Annotated in this window: 14 protein-coding genes, 1 tRNA gene and 3 pseudogenes; 8 read left to right on the top strand and 10 right to left on the bottom strand. The window is 35.6% G+C overall.

Features of this window, described 5'->3' with window-relative positions; translation table 11 throughout:
- The first annotated feature begins 296 nt into the window (after positions 1-296).
- Positions 297-2,942, top strand: a complete 2,646-nt coding sequence (locus ACFZP3_RS07460) for a 2-oxoglutarate dehydrogenase E1 component (RefSeq protein WP_386086944.1) — start codon at positions 297-299, stop codon at positions 2,940-2,942.
- Here ACFZP3_RS07460 and ACFZP3_RS07455 read toward each other — a convergent pair.
- Entirely contained in the window at positions 2,935-3,534 is a 600-nt protein-coding gene (locus ACFZP3_RS07455; protein WP_386086945.1) for a TIGR02217 family protein, read from the bottom strand. The two genes, ACFZP3_RS07460 and ACFZP3_RS07455, sit on opposite strands and share 8 nt — an antisense overlap.
- Positions 3,535-3,586: 52 nt before the next feature.
- The gene (locus ACFZP3_RS07450; RefSeq protein WP_253307281.1) at positions 3,587-3,832 is read right to left on the bottom strand and encodes a hypothetical protein; all 246 of its coding nucleotides are present in this window, start codon (positions 3,830-3,832) and stop codon (positions 3,587-3,589) included.
- Between the two features lie 102 nt (positions 3,833-3,934).
- Between ACFZP3_RS07450 and ACFZP3_RS07445 the strand changes: the two are divergent.
- Positions 3,935-5,165, top strand: a pseudogene (locus ACFZP3_RS07445) (IS256-like element ISWpi15 family transposase).
- Here ACFZP3_RS07445 and ACFZP3_RS07440 read toward each other — a convergent pair.
- Together ACFZP3_RS07440 and ACFZP3_RS07435 are read right to left on the bottom strand one after the other, a co-directional pair.
- Complete coding sequence (locus ACFZP3_RS07440) at positions 5,106-6,296, bottom strand: hypothetical protein (protein ID WP_386086946.1); 1,191 nt, start codon at positions 6,294-6,296, stop codon at positions 5,106-5,108. The pseudogene ACFZP3_RS07445 and the gene ACFZP3_RS07440 sit on opposite strands and share 60 nt — an antisense overlap.
- Positions 6,297-6,490: 194 nt before the next feature.
- Positions 6,491-7,272: pseudogene (locus ACFZP3_RS07435) on the bottom strand (DsbA family protein).
- A gap of 127 nt (positions 7,273-7,399) precedes the next feature.
- Between ACFZP3_RS07435 and ACFZP3_RS07430 the strand changes: the two are divergent.
- The 6 genes from ACFZP3_RS07430 to ACFZP3_RS07405 all read left to right on the top strand — a co-directional run bounded on the left by ACFZP3_RS07430 (position 7,400) and on the right by ACFZP3_RS07405 (position 11,816).
- Positions 7,400-7,636 (top strand): hypothetical protein, encoded by a 237-nt coding sequence (locus ACFZP3_RS07430; protein ID WP_386086947.1) that lies wholly within the window; start codon positions 7,400-7,402, stop codon positions 7,634-7,636.
- Positions 7,614-8,126, top strand: coding sequence for an AAA family ATPase (locus tag ACFZP3_RS07425; RefSeq protein WP_386086948.1), 513 nt, complete (start codon positions 7,614-7,616; stop codon positions 8,124-8,126). Before ACFZP3_RS07430 ends, ACFZP3_RS07425 begins: the two co-directional genes overlap by 23 nt.
- 109 nt (positions 8,127-8,235) lie before the next feature.
- A complete protein-coding gene (locus ACFZP3_RS07420; protein WP_265016485.1) occupies positions 8,236-9,084 on the top strand; it encodes an AAA family ATPase in 849 nt (282 codons plus the stop codon).
- An 18-nt stretch (positions 9,085-9,102) separates the two neighbouring features.
- Positions 9,103-10,590 (top strand): UbiD family decarboxylase, encoded by a 1,488-nt coding sequence (locus ACFZP3_RS07415; protein WP_353282264.1) that lies wholly within the window; start codon positions 9,103-9,105, stop codon positions 10,588-10,590.
- A gap of 43 nt (positions 10,591-10,633) precedes the next feature.
- Positions 10,634-11,164, top strand: coding sequence for a phospholipase D family protein (locus tag ACFZP3_RS07410; protein WP_253309843.1), 531 nt, complete (start codon positions 10,634-10,636; stop codon positions 11,162-11,164).
- Positions 11,165-11,273: 109 nt separating this feature from the next.
- Positions 11,274-11,816, top strand: coding sequence for a hypothetical protein (locus ACFZP3_RS07405; protein ID WP_253309844.1), 543 nt, complete (start codon positions 11,274-11,276; stop codon positions 11,814-11,816).
- Between the two features lie 417 nt (positions 11,817-12,233).
- Here the strand turns inward: ACFZP3_RS07405 and ACFZP3_RS07400 are convergent.
- From ACFZP3_RS07400 to ACFZP3_RS07375, 6 genes and pseudogenes are all read right to left on the bottom strand, one after another.
- Positions 12,234-12,369, bottom strand: a pseudogene (locus ACFZP3_RS07400) (IS66 family transposase); the annotation flags it as partial.
- An 81-nt stretch (positions 12,370-12,450) separates the two neighbouring features.
- On the bottom strand, positions 12,451-13,149 hold the full coding sequence (gene rnc / locus ACFZP3_RS07395; RefSeq protein WP_253309845.1) for a ribonuclease III: 699 nt from the start codon (positions 13,147-13,149) through the stop codon (positions 12,451-12,453).
- A gap of 90 nt (positions 13,150-13,239) precedes the next feature.
- Positions 13,240-14,307 carry a quinone-dependent dihydroorotate dehydrogenase gene (locus tag ACFZP3_RS07390; protein ID WP_386086949.1) on the bottom strand — a complete coding sequence of 356 codons (1,068 nt, stop codon included), beginning with the start codon at positions 14,305-14,307 and terminating at the stop codon, positions 13,240-13,242.
- A gap of 138 nt (positions 14,308-14,445) precedes the next feature.
- Positions 14,446-14,517: transfer RNA gene (locus tag ACFZP3_RS07385), tRNA-Cys, on the bottom strand.
- Between the two features lie 5 nt (positions 14,518-14,522).
- A complete protein-coding gene (locus ACFZP3_RS07380) occupies positions 14,523-15,419 on the bottom strand; it encodes a class I fructose-bisphosphate aldolase (protein ID WP_253309992.1) in 897 nt (298 codons plus the stop codon).
- A gap of 64 nt (positions 15,420-15,483) precedes the next feature.
- Positions 15,484-17,790: an AAA family ATPase gene (locus ACFZP3_RS07375; protein ID WP_386086950.1), complete on the bottom strand. Its 2,307-nt coding sequence runs from the start codon at positions 17,788-17,790 to the stop codon at positions 15,484-15,486.
- Between the last annotated feature and the right edge of the window lie 87 nt (positions 17,791-17,877).

The following is a 17,877-nucleotide window of genomic DNA, read 5'->3' as shown; positions in this document are numbered from 1 at the left end:
AATTCGTCATCCCGCTACTTGTTAGCGGGATCTATGCTAAGAGATACCACGGCGGTATGACGGTTCGCGGTGGTATAGTAATTCGTCATTCCGCTACTTGTTAGCGGGATCTATGCTAAGAGATACCGCGAATGAATCACGGTATGACTTAGATTGCTGATAAATCGTCATTCCGCTACTTGTTAGCGGATGAGATACCGTGAATAAATCACGGTATGACGTATAGAAACTAAAAAAGTTCTTTTTTAAAAAACTTAAGTTATACTTATAAGTATTTGATACTTTTTATAGTGATTATGTCGAATTTAAGCTGCCTTTATGGTGATAATGCAGAATTTGTGGAAGAAATGTATAGCCGTTATCTGCAGGGCGATAAATCAATCGGGGAAGATTGGTATAGAATTTTTTCAAGCAATTTAGAAGTTAATAAAGCAGAGCCCTGCAATGCAACTAAGGTAGATGATTCAGTTTCTAGTTTAGCAAATTTCTTCAGGTCCTATGGTCACTTTTTTGCAGACTTAAACCCATTGTCACCAAGTGAGAATCAATTAATAGATTACCAAAAATATTCAAATCTATCTCCGGCAAGTGACGCTGAAATCTATAGAGATATTTACTGCAAGAATATCGGTTTTGAATTTATGCATATCTCCTCTTATGAGGAGAGAATATGGCTGCAGGAAAAGATCGAAAATCAAACCTATACGCTGAGTTCACAAGATAAAAAGGAAATCCTGAGGCACTTGATCGAATCTGAGATGTTCGAGCAATTTCTCCATATGAAATTTCCTGGATATAAACGTTTTTCTATCGAAGGTGGGGAATCAGCTATCGTTGCTATTGAAAAAATTATTAGTGATTCTGCAGCTTTTAGTATTGAAGAAATAGTCCTTGGCATGGCTCACCGCGGACGGCTCAATGTTCTAACCAAAGTTATGGGCAAAGAATATGCGGCAATGCTATCTGAATTTCAAGGCAACCTTGCATACCCAAGTGGTCTTGAGGTGTCTGGTGATGTTAAATATCACCTTGGCTATTCTTCTGATCGAGCACTTACAGGTGGCAAAAAAATACATTTAAGTTTATGCCCTAACCCATCTCACCTTGAAGCGGTGAATCCGGTTTTGGCTGGAAGAATAAGAGCAAAACAGAATATAAGGTCTGTGCTTGGCATATCAATTCATGGTGATGCGGCTTTCATCGGTCAAGGTGTCGTTGCCGAGACCTTGAGCCTAAGCAACATTGAAGGTTATAAAGTGGGTGGTATTGTGCACATTGTTATAAACAATCAAGTTGGTTTTACTGCTAACCCATGCTGCGCACGATCCTCTTTTTATTGCACTGACATAGCAAAATCAATAGAAGCTCCGGTTTTCCATGTGAATGGAGATAACCCGGAAGCTGTGAGTTTTGCTGCAAGTCTGGCGATGGAATATAGGCAGAAATTTAAAAAGGACGTAGTGATTGATATAATATGCTACCGCAAATACGGCCATAATGAAGGCGATGAACCGAATTTCACTCAGCCACTTATGTATAAGCTGATATCAAAACATAAAACTCCTGGAACATTGTATGAAGAAAAATTGACTGCAGAGAAAGTATTAGATGGCGATGAAGTAAATAAATTGCGCAGTGAGTTCAGGGCAAAATTAGATAAAAGTCTTGCTGAATCAGTGACTTACACTCCAAAAAAAGCTGACTGGTTCGGTGGAGTGTGGTCAAAATTAAGAAGAGCAAAGCTGAACGATTTGAGCGAATACTACACGGATTCTGGTGTTCCGCCAGATGAGTTGAAAAAATTGGGTGTGCATATAAATAGCAATATTCCAAGTAGCTTTAACATTAACAATAAGGTTAGAAAAATACTCGATGGAAGAATAGACAGCATAAATTCTGGTAGCAATATAGACTGGGCAACTGCCGAAAGTCTTGCATTTGCGTCACTGCTTACAGAAGGAATAGGAGTGCGTTTATCAGGACAAGATTCTGGTCGTGGGACTTTCTCGCACCGTCATTCAAGGCTTGTTGATCAGGCAACAGAAGAAGCGTTTATTCCGCTAAACAATATAAATGAAAAGCAAGCTCACTTTGAGGTCATAGATAGCGCTTTATCAGAGTATGCTGTAATGGGCTTTGAATATGGATATAGTCTTGATTCTCCGTATTCACTGGTGCTCTGGGAAGGACAATTTGGTGATTTTGCAAATGGTGCACAAATTATGATCGACCAGTTTATCGCATCTGCAGAAACAAAGTGGTTGCGATCAAGCGGTCTAGTTCTATTGTTGCCCCACGGTTATGAAGGGCAAGGACCTGAGCATAGCTCCGCACGTATAGAGAGATTTTTGCAACTCTGCGCAGAGGATAATATGCAGGTAGTTAATTGTTCCACTCCGGCGAATTACTTCCATGTCTTACGCAGACAAATGCATAGAGACTTTCGTAAGCCTTTAGTAGTGTTTACACCTAAATCACTATTGCGTCATAAAAGAGCAGTTTCTAACCTATCTGACTTTGAAGGAAAATTCCTCACGGTAATTCCAGAATGTAGAACAGGTTTAGTTTCAAATAATGAAATACTTAAAGTTGTAATATGCAGTGGTAAAGTTTATTACGATATAATTGAAATGCTTGAAACACAAAAAATAAACGATATAGCAGTGATACGTTTAGAACAATTCTATCCGTTTCCAGCCGATAAATTAAGCAGCGAACTTGAAAAGTACAAGAACGCTGAAATTATATGGTGTCAAGAAGAACCAAAAAATATGGGGGGATGGTTTTTTGTCAACCCATTGATAGACGAGGTGTTATCTGACCTCAATATTCAAGCAAAAAGACCTAAGTGTATCGCAAGACCTGCTGCTGCATCTCCTGCATGTGGTTATGCTAGTGTTCACACTCAGCAACAGGAGGAAATTTTAAAGCAGCTTAATTAAACTTCACCTCTACTAGTGGAATGTTATTCCAGCTATTGCTTCCATAGTCATCAATAGAAGCGTTTAAGTAATCTGTATCAAAGCGCACGGGCACATCAAATTCGAAGCTCGCAGTGATTATCGCATCTTTTACTGGTGGCTTCATAAATGTTATTTCTCCCGTTGAATAATTTACTGAATATTCACTCTCTTCTTTACCATTTAAATAAATCTTTACTGTCCCATGTACTGGCTTTTTGATCATGCGTATATGCTTATCTTCCCCACTTACATAAGTTTTGATTAGCTGAAAAGTCGTTTTTTTGTTATCTCCTATACCAATCTTTTGATTAATGGCTATAAAATCTGACCAATCCTTAAAACGAAACCCTATTGCTTTACCTTTTCGTGCATGAAAAAATGTTATGAGTTCTGTTAGCTGCTCGTTTGATCTGACCCCGTAAGCTATGTTGTATCTAGTGCGTACATGAGACCAATTGATATTGCGCTGTTCACAACCGTTATGAGTTGTTACAACGTCAGTGGAAAATTCCGGTCCTCCAGTGGAACCATAAGATATATTTTCTGGAAATCTAATTTCTGTGAATGACATATGTCCTCCTATGAAAGTAAAATTGAGGTGGTGTAGTAAAACAGGAAAGATCTTAAATTTTTAAAGTTGCTTTATTAATAAGACCGTGCATTTTTAATCCTATTTCTTCTAGAAAAGTAAGGGTACTATTTTCTTCTAACTCACTTTTCAGTTCGTTAATGTTCTTATGACTCTGCGTTAATTGATATACACAAACACATCCAACGACTAAAGCAATTCCAGTAAGACATGCAAAAGGAATTGCTTGAGTAATGATAGCAGCTATAGCAGATGCTGTGAATACTATAGCAGCTATCACAGCAACTGTGCCATAAACAGCTTCTTTCTTGGGAGTATTAAATAAACTGTGTCAAACCGAAAAAAAAGTAATAAATTGATATAAAAAAATGGAGGTTTGACAATGAGTCAGAAAGTAGTAAACAGAACTACCGGTTTGGTAGATTATAAAGAATTAGAAACAAATATCCTGTCGTCTATACGAGAAGGAAGACCGTTGACAGGAAGAGATGGAGCATTAACACCGTTTATAAAAAAGTTGCTGGAGGTAAGCCTGGAAGGTGAAATAGAAAACCACTTGTCGGCTGAAAGCGAAGAGAATAATCGAAGAAATGGGAGGAATGCAAAGACTTTACGTACAAGCGCAGGGTCATTTGAGCTTTTGACGCCAAGAGATAGGGAAGGAAGTTTCGAACCACAAATAGTCAAAAAAAGGCAAACAAACTTACATCCAGAGCTTGAAACGAAGATTTTGAGCACATTTGCCAGTGGTATGGGCTATAGAGATATAGTGTCACATGTTGAGGAAATTTATGATCACAAAATATCGGCGGCAGAGATATCAAGTATTACTGACAAATTGCTACCAGTAATCAACGAATGGCGTAGTCGCCCGCTGCAGTCTGTATATCCGATAGTTTTCATGGTTTTTTAAAGTCAAAGAGGACGGGCATTGCGTAAGTAAATGCATGTATAACATATTAGGCATAGATCAAAATGGCAAAAAAGAAGTATTAGGTTTTTATTTGGCTGAAAGTGAAGGAGCTAACTTCTGGTTGGGAGTGCTAAATGACCTCAAAGAAAGAGGAGTAGAAGATATCCTTATTGCCTGCGTTGATGGGCTGAAAAGCTTTCCTGCAGCTATAAACAGTGTCTTTCCTAATGCGGAAGTGCAGATGTGTATAGTGCATCAGATACGCAACTCACTGAAGTATGTGGCCAGTAAAGATGCGAAGAGTTTTTTGAGCGATTTAAAGAAGGTATATCAAGCTTCAAGCAAGGAAATTGCCGAGAATTATCTGTTGGAATTGGATGAAAAATGGGGCACAAAGTACCCTATGGTTATAAAATCTTGGCAGAATAATTGGGAAAACTTGTCTGGTTATTTTAAGTATTCTGGTCCAGTTAGGAGGATAATCTACACCACCAATCCCATAGAGGGGCTACATAGGCAAATTAGGAAATTCACTAAGACCAAAGGCTCATTTACCAGCATAAATGCCTTGTATAAGCAGGTATATTGTGCTATAAAGAAGGCAGAGGAAAAGTGGACGATGCCTGTACATGATTGGGCATTAACTATCTCTCAACTTGATGTTTTCTTTCCTGGCAAATTGAAAATTGAGTTGAACTAAAAATGCGGTTTGACACAGTTTATTTAACACTCCCTCTTTCTTGTAATTATTAATTAATTTTTTTTGTATTTCTTTTTGTTGTGTTTTTTGTTCTTGCTGATGAGAGGAAGGGATTTCTTTATCTATGTGAATTTGTAAAACCGGCGCACTAGTACTGGTATTAATTATTTCTTGTTGTACTTTTTGCTCTGATTGATTAGAAGTAGGAATTTCTCTATCCGTATAAACAGTCGCACTAGCGCTGGCATTAATTCCTTCTTGTCGTGTTTTTTGCTCTAGTTGATGAGAAAAAGGGATTTCTTTATCCGTATAAACAGTCGCATTAGTGCTGGTATTAATTCTTTCTTGTTGTACTTCTTGCTCTGGTTGATTAGAAGGAGGAACTCTTTTATCTGTACTAAAAATTTCTTCACTAGAAACTTGTTGATCTTCTTTTATATCTTCAGAAATTCCACTAAGGAGTGGTACAAAATGTTGCATGTAATTCACTACTCCTACAGTTTTTTTACTATTATCTATCTTTAATTGATCAAGATTCACATCTTGTATAAAAACTTCTAGATCATCATCATGTGCTGTAATTTTAGTTACTGTAACTTTTTGACTATCTTCCTCTATTGAATAAATATAAAGCTCCACTTCATAATTATCACATATCATTCTCCCTTCAACCCCTGGGCGACCCCATATAGGTGGGCTAGCTTCTGTAGCCATACTTCTAATATCTTTTAAATATCTATCAAAAGATGCAATATTGTCTGGTATAATATTGTTCTGGTTATCTTTCATTACATTTCCGTTTGAACCTATCATAGGTACAGCATATCCTTCAGCAATATTTTTTGTTATTTCATTAAAAACCCATCGTGAGTCCTTTTTGTTTTCAGCATAATCTGCACAATCTTTTCTTAATGATTTTGCGGTAAAACGATAACCAGGTTTTATATTTAACTCATTCAACCCTTGAGCCACGGAGTCAAAAAAGCAATCTCCTGTCTTTATAGCAATTCCTATGTTTAGATTTTTGGGACAAGCATTTTTTAAATTATGCAGTAAATCACTTGATTTTTTCTTTTCTTTGATTTGTCGAAAAAGAGCAATTGGTTCTCTTGTATAATTAGGCTCTTTCATATTGTAACCTCAGAATGGTAGCTATATGTTAAGTTTAACACTTTTTAATGGATTAGTCAACCTTTGCAGGCTAAGGTTATGCTCGACTGTAGGCATCACCTGCTTTTCTTGAGCTACTGCGTATCTTATACGTACTGCTATTTATCACATTCATAATTAGATTCGTTTACGTTGTCAAGTAAAAAAATAAAATTTTATAGCAAATTAATCGCTGAAGCTAGTTTTTGCTTGCGACTTAATTCATCTACTTTTTTGCGTAATACATTCAAATCAGTTGCTCCTACAAACAGACTATCCCCAATTATTAAAAAGGTGTGCCCCCTACTCCCAAATCTCTTACTAGGAGCTTACTGCCATTTATCATTTGCTCAATTTTGTCCGCGTTATTTTTCATGGAATTATTAAAATCGTCCTCATCAATCCCTATGCTTTTCACTATATCCAATATGCTTTCGTCTGAAAATCCTCCTTTGTGACTTAAAGCAGAATAGTGAAAGTCGAAATATTTTTCTTTATCAATAAAATAAACAGCTAAAGCGCTTTTTGCTGCCCTTAAAGAGTCATTACCAAGTATTGGAGCATCCCTAAAGATATACTTAATTTTACCGTCGTTAATTAACTGTTTTATATCGTCTTTTATAGTCTTGCAATATCCACAAGAATAGTCAAAGAAACCTACAGCTATAACACTACTATTTTCATTTCCGGAGTAAGGATAAGTAAGGTCAAATATTTGATCCTTGTATTGTGAAATTTTACTTTTGGTCACATTATCTCGAGCAGCGTAACTACTTTTAATCGATTCCTCTTTGAGAGTTTTTACGATCTTATCAAAATTTCTACTTATATAATTATCTAATTTCTCACCTATATAATCATCGCTTAGCATTTGGCTGCGATTTGAAAGCCAATTGTTTATTACTGGTAAACTTGCTACTGCCAGTATAAGGATCAATAAAAACGATATTCTAGACATACAATTTATTTAAAAACCTACAACATAAAACTTTAGTACACATTTATCTGTATATTAAAAGAAGCATCTAATATTAATATATGAAAACATTTATATCAAGTGTATTTTATAACCAGTTTTGCCTCAAATGCAAACTTTACGTACAATGGAACTCAAGCACATTACTGAAAAGCTCATCAGAAGACTTGGTGATGCAAATGACCAAACCATCGCCAGAATAGCCAATTATGAGATGCTCTATCTTTTACCGCCGCGTATAACAACTGTAAACATGGTGGTGAAAAAAGTTGATCATCTTATAACCGCCGTGTATAATGCTAACAAATGCGGCGGTAAATTATATGAGCGAACCAATAATTGGTAGAGAAAAGGAAATAGCCATTCTAGAAAGTAAGCTTCTCTTTTCCCCATTTGCTGAGTTTATTGCAGTGTATGGTCGGCGTCGTGTGGGTAAGACGTACCTAATAAAACAATTTTTCAGTAAACATGCCGATGTTTTATTTGAACAAACAGGTCTTAATAATGGTACTATGCAGGAACAACTTGCAATTTTTACACAGTCGTTATCAAATACTTTTTATAAAGGTGCAAAAATTGCTTTGCCTGAAGTGTGGCTGGATGCATTACAACAATTAACACTTGCTATTGATAACACACATGAGAATGAACACATTGTCTTATTTTTTGATGAACTTCCATGGTTAGCTACAAGAAAGTCTCGTTTTCTAGAAACGTTAGAATATTTTTGGAATATACATTGGACAAACCGAAAGAAGCTTATCTTGGTTGTATGTGGTTCAGCAGCTTCTTGGATGTTGGAAAATATAATTTATACCAAAAGGGGGGTTGCATAACCGCATTACCGCAAGGATACCTTTGCAGCCTTTTAACTTACGTGAAACTAAAGAGTATCTAAGATATTTAGGAATCAACCTTAATCACCAGCAGATATTACAGATCTATATGGCTATTGGAGGAATACCACATTACCTTAAGGAAGTAAGTAAAGGATTATCAGCAGCACAAAACATTAATATGATCTGTTTTCAGAAGGGTGGTTTGTTATTTGATGAATTTGATATGTTGTTTCACTCCTTGTATGAAGAGCCAGAGACATATCTAAATATCATTCGTGCGATTGCAAAAAAGCCAAAAGGGATAAGCAGAAAAGAACTTATAAAAGCGACTAAAATCACTGAGGGTGGTCGCTTAACTGCTAAATTAAGGAGTTTAGAAGAAGCAGGATTTATTGGTGGTTTTTTACCATTGAACAAGGGAAAGAGAGGAGTATATTACAGGGTAATGGACGAATATGTATTATTTTATCTAACGTGGATTGAGCCGTTTAAGGAAGTAACAAAAAGGGCAATAATAAGTGATGCTCACTATTGGGAGTTAGCAATAAAGAAACCAGCTTGGCAAACATGGACAGGGCAAACATTTGAAGCAGTGTGTTTTAAACATGCCAATGTAATTAGAAAAAAATTAGATATAGAGCATATAGCAGTTATATGTGGAGATTGGCAATATCAACCAGAAAAATACAGTAAAGAGTCTGGTGCTCAAATAGATCTAGTTTTCGATCGAGAAGATGGATGTGTAATGCTCTGTGAGATAAAATATAGTGATAAACCTTATACAGTAACAAAGGAATTTGTCGAACAATTAAAAAGAAAAGAAGCAATTTATAGAGAAAAAACGAAATCAAAGAAGCAAATATTCTGGGTGTTAATTGCTGCAAATGGAGTTTCTGAGAACCAATATCTAAAAGATACGATACATCATGTGATTACACTAGAAGACTTGTTTTAAGTTATTTTAAATTTTAATATGTACACCAACTTACGCGACTTCATTAAAGCCTTAGAAGAAAAAAAAGATCTGATTAGGATTAAGGAGGAAGTTTCAACAGTTCTTGAAATGACAGAAATTCACCGTAGGGTTTTGTCAAATAAAGGACCAGCTATCATCTTTGAAAATGTTGTCACGGAAAACGGTAAAAATTCGATTCCAGTTTTGGTGAATTTATTTGGTACTATTAAGAGGATTGCATTGGGGTTGAACATAAACCCTGGTGAACTAAGAGATCTTGGTAAACTTTTAGCATTTTTGCGATCACCTGAGCCACCAAAAAACTTCAAAGATGCCGTGAAAATGTTTCCTTTACTAAAAGTTGTATTGTCGATGCGAAGTAAAGTTGTGAGCAAGGCTCCATGTCAAGAAGTGGTGCTAACTGGGGATGAGGTGGATCTTAGTTTGCTACCTATTCAAACATGCTGGCCAAATGAACCTGCACCACTTATCACCTGGCCAATTGTGGTGACAAAAGGCCCAACGGAAGACAAGCAAGATAATTTCAATCTTGGAATATATCGTATGCAGGTTATAGATAAAAAAACGACTCTAATGCGCTGGCTTGCACATCGTGGTGGTGCAGGTCACCACAAACGATGGAAAGAGAAGGAACAAAATATGAAATTTCCTGCTGCTGCTGTGATCGGTAGTGATCCTGCAACAATTATTGCTGCGGTAACTCCAGTGCCAGAAACATTGTCAGAATACCAATTTGCTGGGTTGCTGCGCAAAAAACCGCTTGAGCTTGTAAATTGTAAGACTATTCCGCTTCAAGTGCCAGCTCATGCAGAGATTGTTCTGGAAGGCTATGTAAGTTTGGATAGATATCAAGATGAAGGGCCATACGGAGATCACACCGGCTACTATAATTCTGTTGAGCAATTTCCAGAATTTAATATTACTGCAATTACTATGCGCAAAAATCCAATTTATCTCAGCACTTTCACTGGCAAGCCACCTGATGAACCATCAATTCTTGGTGAAGCGCTCAACGAAATCTTTGTGCCCATTCTTATCAATCAATTTCCAGAGATAGTGGATTTTTATCTACCACCAGAAGGTTGTTCATATAGAATAGCGGTGATATCGATAAAAAAGTCTTATCCAGGGCAGGCAAAAAGAATTGTTATGGGCATACTTTCCTTTCTAAAGCAATTTTTATACACGAAGTTTATTATCGTTGTTGATGATGATATAAATGTACGTGATTGGAAGGAAGTGATGTGGGCAATATCAACGAGAATGGACCCTGTGCGTGACACAATCACAATAGAGAACGCACCTATTGATTATTTAGATTTTGCTTCCCCTGAAAGTGGACTTGGAGGTAAAATGGGATTTGATGCAACAAATAAAATCCCGCCTGAAACCAAACGAGAATGGGGAGAGAAAATTAAAATGAGTGAGGAAATAGTAAGAAAAGTCATGGAGAAGTGGGAAGAATATGGATTGACAGGTGATTAAATTATGATGTAGCCTATCGCCGTATATCCGGGGGTGGGTTGTTGTGAGGCTTTTTCACTTTTTATTCTTGTTAATGTGTTTTTCTCTGTATTACTATGCGGGTTTTATATTTTCGCCCTGCCCAAAAGCTACGGTTTGCTTTTCACCTGGAGAAGATTGTGCTGTACCGATAATCAGCGTAATAGATCAGTCTAAAAAATCTATCTTAGTTCAAGAATATACATTTACTCTTGGAACAGTTGCAAAATCTTTGATTAATGCTAAAGAACGCGGTGTTGATGTTAAAGTCATCTTAGATAAATCGCAACTCTACTCAAAATATAGTGTTATAAATGAATTATTTTCAGGTGGAGTACCAATTTGGATCGATGATAAGCCAAAGATTGCTCATAATAAGATAATGATTGTTGACAATCAAAAAGTCATCACAGGGTCATTTAACCTTAGTAAGACAGCTAAAAAAGGAAATGCTGAAAATTTATTAATTATTACAGATTATCCTGAATTGATTCAGCAGTATGTGAAAAACTGGGAGGCACGAATGTCACAATCTTATAAATACGCTCCCAACTAATCGAGAGCGCTTGCTTAAAATCAGTTCTAAAAACAGCAAGAGAGAGCTTTTTTGATTGATTGACATAATGATTATGATATAATGAACTAAAAGTTTAAGGAATAAAGTAATGGATTATATAAATGATGCTGACGGTAGCTACACTGCCATTCATGATTTTTTTCAAAACAACGGTGTTGGAGATTACAAAGTTCAATGCAGTTATGGTGGGGTGCCGTATGCTACTGATGAGTACGTGCATTCTGGCGATAAATTTTGGAGTAATAATTTCATAGACTCACATTTTGGCAGGGAAATAAAAATGTATCCTCAAAGTGAACTTTTAGCTAAAGAATATGCTGGAAATACGTTGCCAGTTTCAATATCACTAGATAAGGATTTAATAAAAATGAAGGAATGTCAGAAAAAAACGAAATTTGTGGAACTAGAAAGGGAGTCAGGTGATTTAGTGTATGATAAGCAAAAGCATGTAAAGTGTTACACAACAAAGCTATCATATGATGATGTACATATTTACAATAACGATAAAGTTTCAACATTTAGCATAAAATACGACGTGCCAAATGATCCGAAATACAGTTTAAATATAACATTTACAAAGGTTAATGATAATAAACCAGGATTTTGGCAAAAATTTAAAAACATGTTTTAACCTGACCGTTCACTGGTTTTTACTCAATCAATCAATTACATTCTGTAATATTTGGGACGTCAAAAATTGACTTTATTTTTCTTGAGCTTTTTTTAATTTAAAATAAATACAGAAGCTTGTATCTTGAAATTTGCTGCAAGTGCAATTGCTTTCTAGCTATCTTTTATGGTATCTGTTCAGCTAAGCGGTGTGAGAGATAATATAGCTAAACTGACTTAGATTTACCGATAATTTGAAAAACAAAAATTCGTCATTCCGCTACTTGTTAGCGGAATCTATGCTGAGATACCGCGGCGGTATGACGTAGGAAAACCTTTCTTGGGTTAGCTATATCAGTTAATATTAAATTTTTATAATTAAAAAATATGCTATTTTTTAAAACTTTCATTCTCCTTGACTCTGTCAACTTCACAAAACAACTCTTGGACCAAATGTATCTGGCATAACACCTTTTGGTAACTTGCTACTTCTTTTTTTTCCGCATCTCCAACAATGGCCATTGATATTCCACTACATAAGGCTTAATTTTTGGTAGATCAACTTTTTTATGAATAATACTATGCTTCTCCTTAAATTGACCATTTCCCCTAAACGCTATTAGCTTCCTTAAAACTTACATTAATGCCTATTTTGCCTAAACTGAAGCGTCTTTTCCAATTTTTTCTAGCATCAACTCAGCAGCTTTTTGTTCAGCAATCTTTTTACTAGAAGCACATGCAGAAACTTTACCATAATCTTCTATGCAAACTGATATAGTAAATTCAGGATTGTGTGCTGGTCCAGTTTGTTTTACAAGCTCATACTCTGGTAAAGGCAATTTGTTTTTCTGAGTCCACTCTTGCAGTGAGGTTTTAGGATCTTGAGGGGGGTCAAGCATGCTTTTAGCTAGCTTTTCCCAATATTGGGTAATAAATTTTTCAACATTTTCAAGTCCGCCATCAATATAAATTGCACCTATTAGTGCTTCAAGCGAGTTTTCTAAATTTTTTAGGTTACATCTTCCTCCATTGCAGCGTTCACTATTATTCATGATGATAAAGCTGCCTAATTTTATTTCTTTAGCAACATTAGCAATGGTGTTGCCACAAACTAAATCCGTCTTTCTTTTTGCCAATGCTCCTTCTTTTTCTTCAGGAAATAGTTTAAACAGTATGGCAGATACGACCATATTCAAAACACTATCGCCCAAAAACTCTAGTCTTTCGTAGCTTACAATCTGGTTTTTGCTATTCCTTTTATTTACGCTTGGGTGAGTTAGTGCCTCTTCTAATATTGCATAATTTGTAAATTTATAATCAATGATCTTAGATATTGCATCATTCAAACTCTTCATACCCATTATTTAAAAGAAAAGCACTTTCTACCACCTTTATACCAGAGAATTAGTCTTATTTTATTAAAATAATACCACCAACTTCCAAAATTAATGTATACAACCCACCACCTCACTAATGTTACTAAATCCATCTCTCCTTATTAGTTCTGCAAGTTCTAGATTAATTTTGTTTACAACTTGAGGTCCGTGGTATATGAGAGCAGTGTACAACTGCACCAAAGAGGCTCCTGCCTTTATTTTTTTATATGCATCAGCACCACTTGAGATTCCTCCGCACCCTATCAATAATATTTTGCCCTTAGTAAATTTGTACATATCGCCCAATAACTCGGTTGAAAGTTTGAACAGTGGTTTGCCACTCAATCCGCCACTTTCGTTGTGGTGGGAATGCAGATTATCTCTACTTACCGTAGTGTTGCTTACTGTTAATCCGTCAATCTTATATTCCAACGCAAGCTCAGCGATATTTTCTTTCGTTTGCTGATCTATATCTGGTGAGATTTTTAATATTATTGGTATGGATTTAGAATTATCAATTGATTTCCGGATGGATTTCAACAATTTCGATAATTCTTGCTTATTGTGCAGATTGCGTAAATTAGGCATGTTTGGAGACGAGATGTTCAGCACTATATAATTGCTTTTTCCATATACCATCTTTATTAAATCAACATAATCACTAATTTGGTCTTTCGATGCACTATTTTTTCCTATATTTATGCCAAAAATGCAGTCATCAAGCTTGGTTTCATCTATTTGTTTAAGAAAATAGTCTATTCCTTTATTGTTAAATCCCAATCTGTTAATTACCCCTTGATCTTTAATTAACCGAAAAATTCTTGGTTTTTTGTTTCCATATTGTGGATTACGAGTTACAGTACCAGTTTCAATAAACCCAAAACCAAATGAAAGCATAGGCCTTATAACTTCTGCATTCTTGTCAAAACCTGCAGCCAGGCCCACGGGGCTTCTGAGCTTATTACCAAAAAAATTCACACTCAAAGATTCTGGTAGCTCTATAGGATTCTTATAAGGTATTTTCTTTAATGCCATGATTGCCAAAGAGTGAGCAACTTCAGGCGGCAGTAAAAACAATAAATTACGTAATATCATTTTGTAAAACACTTTGCTTATTTTTAGTTTATTTTTTACCATGAAACGCTATAAGAGTATAACCATAACTTGAAAAGAAATTGATTTTACTTATGAATAATGGACAAGCTTTCTCTATAGGTTACACACTTAAAGCTACTGTTGAATTGAGCAACTTTTACAAGATATAGAAAATGAAAGAGGCCAGGACCGGAATTGAACCGGTATAAAAGGATTTGCAGTCCTCCGCATAAGCCATTCTGCCACCCAGCCGTTTTTTATGTGTAGATATCCATTATATCTTTTAGCATAGATAAAGCTTCCTCCCTTTTGCGTTGAAAAGTGTTACGTCCAATGATTGAACCATTACCACCTCCCTGCTTAATTTCTTTCGCTTCATTGCATATGTCATCTACTTCCTTCGATTCGCCACCAGAAAAAACTACTATTCTTTTCCCTGCAAAGCAAGATTTTTTAATATATTCAATTCTTTTAGATAATGATTCAATATTTTCTGTTTCTATCTTTTCTTTTTCTAAATATCTAGTTGGAAGCTTTACTTTGATTATATTAGCGCCAAGTAAAGCTGCTATGTGCGCAGCATAGGCAATAACATCAACTGCTGTTTCACCTTCTTTGGAAATTCCTTCACCACGTGGATAAGACCATAGCACTACTGCAAGCCCATAAGATTTGGCTTCAGCTACGATTTCACGGGCTTCTTCCATCATATCAAAACACTTAGCAGAACCAGGATATATAGTAAATCCAACAGCCAAGCAGCCCAAACGCAGTGCATCTTTCACAGAAGAGGTTATTGCTTGATCAGAAGTCAGATTTTTTGAATGTAAGGAGTTGGAACTATTAAGTTTCAAAATAAGTGGGAGCATTCCAGCATAAGTTGAAGCACCAGCTTCAATCATACCAAGTGGAGCAGCATATGCACTTACTCCCGAATCAACTGCAAGCTGAAAATGATAATGTGGGTCATAAGCATCAGGGTTAACTTCAAAGCTTTTTATTGGCCCGTGCTCAAATCCTTGATCTACTGGCAGAATCACTAACTTGCCAGTACCGCCAAGCTTTCCATGCATGAGAATACGAGTAAGATTTGCTTTTACCCCGGGGTTTTCACTTTCGTAGTAGCTTAGGACTTGTTTTACTTTATCACTTATCACTATAATTCAAATTAAATTTAAGTTATAAATTGTAACAAAGATGAAGTTCAATACAAGGATTTTAAACTATATTAAAAGCAATTTTATTTTCTACTTTATTCATATAGATTCTTAATTTCTTTCCTTTTATTAATTTACGATTCAGTATTTCTTCCGCTAAGTAACTTTTTATCTCTTTTTCAATAAGTCTCTCTATCGGACGTGCTCCCATTTCCTTACTATAACCCATTTGTACAAGATAAGATTTCACTTCATCCTCTACCAAGCAGTTTATGCCTTTTTGCGTCAGTTGCTTTTTCAGTTCTAGAACAAATTTATCCACAATATGCAAAATCACATCCGTACTTAAGTCAGAAAAAGAAATAATCGCATCAAGACGATTACGAAATTCAGGGCTAAAAACCTGTTCTATTGCTTTTTCGCTATCACCAATGTTAAAATTTTTATGTCCAAAGCCAACAAAACTTTTGCTGCGTTCAACTGCTCCTGCATTAGTTGTCATAATTAAAATTATATTGGAAAAGTTAACTTTACGTCCGTAAGTGTCTGTAACACAACCATAATCCATAATTTGTAGCAATATATTATAGATATCGCTATGGGCCTTTTCAATTTCATCAAGCAGCACAACACTATATTGATTGTTAGATACAGACTCTGTGAGTAATCCACCCTGATCATAACCTACATATCCAGGAGGAGAACCAATCATCCTTGATATCGTATGAGATTCAATATATTCGGACATATCAAAGCGTATAAGATTCATGCCCATGCTTTCTGCTAATTGTTTTGCTAGCTCGGTTTTACCAACACCGGTTGGCCCTGCAAAAAGATAATTTGCTAAAGGCTTATTGTAATTTCTCAACCCAGATTTAGCAATTTTAATAGAATTAACAAGAGATTCTATTGCCTGCTCTTGGCCAAAAATCACCTTTTCTAGATTAGCTTTTAAAGACTTTACTTTCTGCAAATCATCAGATTCAGATCCGCAAGGCACATTTGTAATTCTAGTAATGGTATTCTTAATATCTCTACTATTTACAATTTTACCCCTGTTTCTTAGCAATTTACAATATGCCCCTGCCTCATCAATAACATCAACCGCTTTATCAGGTAATATTCGCCCAGTAATATACTTATGCGAAAGTTCAGCCGCAGACCTAATGGCATTCTTTGTATAATATACTCCATGATACCCTTCATAGTAGTGCTTTATACCATCTAGTATCTTTATCGTTTCATTAACAGAAGATTCTTTAACATTAATTTTTTGAAACCTTCTCGCTAGTGCTTTATCTTTTTCAAAACTAGTGCTGTATTCTCTATATGTAGTTGCACCTATACAACGCAGTGTACCTCTTGCAAGCGCAGGTTTGAGTAGGTTACCTGCATCAAGAAAGCTACCACTTGTAGAACCTGCTCCAATGATAGTGTGTATTTCGTCAATAAAAAGGATAGCACCTGGTTTTGCCTCAATCGCTTTTATTATAGATTTTATTCTCTCTTCAAAATCACCTCTGTAGCGTGTCCCTGCAAGGAGTGATCCTAAATCCAAAGCATAAATTATACTGGACCTGAGCGCACTCGGAACACTGCCTTCAATGATCTTGAGTACCAAACCCTCAACTATTGTTGTTTTGCCAACACCTGGGTCTCCAACATATAAAGGGTTGTTTTTTCTACGCTTCAATAATATTTCTATAGTGCGATTTAATTCATAATCACGACCAATAACATAATCTATTTTTTTGCTTCTTGCATAGTCATTTAAATTTTTACAATAACTTTGTAGAACTTCCTCATCTTTTAGTAGCTCACCTTTATTTACTGTAGTAGGAGCGTCATTATTTTTATCAAGTTTTACTTTATGATTGGTGGTGTATTCATCTATATCGCTCAAGTATTTCATATTAGATATATGGTAAATCAAATTGGAATCTTTCACACTTTGTTTCTGCAATAGATCTTCAACGTATAAATCTTGCCCAGACAAAATTTCTACTAGAACACTTGCTCCATTTATTTCTTTTTTTCCCAAGCTATGAGCCCGTATTATTGCTCTGTGTATTATGCATTGAAACATTGAGCTAGGTTTAACTCCACTGATAATCAATTCAGAACTGCTTTGTAAAAACCCTTTTATATTATTATTATAATCATTAGCCTTAATATTGCATCTTGATAGAATGTTATCCATATTGATGATTTCATCGGCTCTGATATTACATCTTGATAAAACGTAATTTACATCCACGTCTTTAGTTAACGCCAGCAATAAATGTTCTACTTTCGCATATTTTAGATTAAAATTAGAAGCAATGAGTAGCGCTCTATTCAAACTTGCCTCTAAGTTTTTGGAAATCATCTCCTATTCTCTTTAAAAGTGGGAACTCATATATAATGAATAGCACACAATTATTAAAAAAATTGAAATCCAGCAGTTCGCTGTAGC

Source organism: Wolbachia endosymbiont (group A) of Norellia spinipes, from assembly GCF_964273535.1.
Note: the sequence above shows the minus strand (reverse complement) of the source record. Positions and strands in the feature narration are given on the sequence as shown.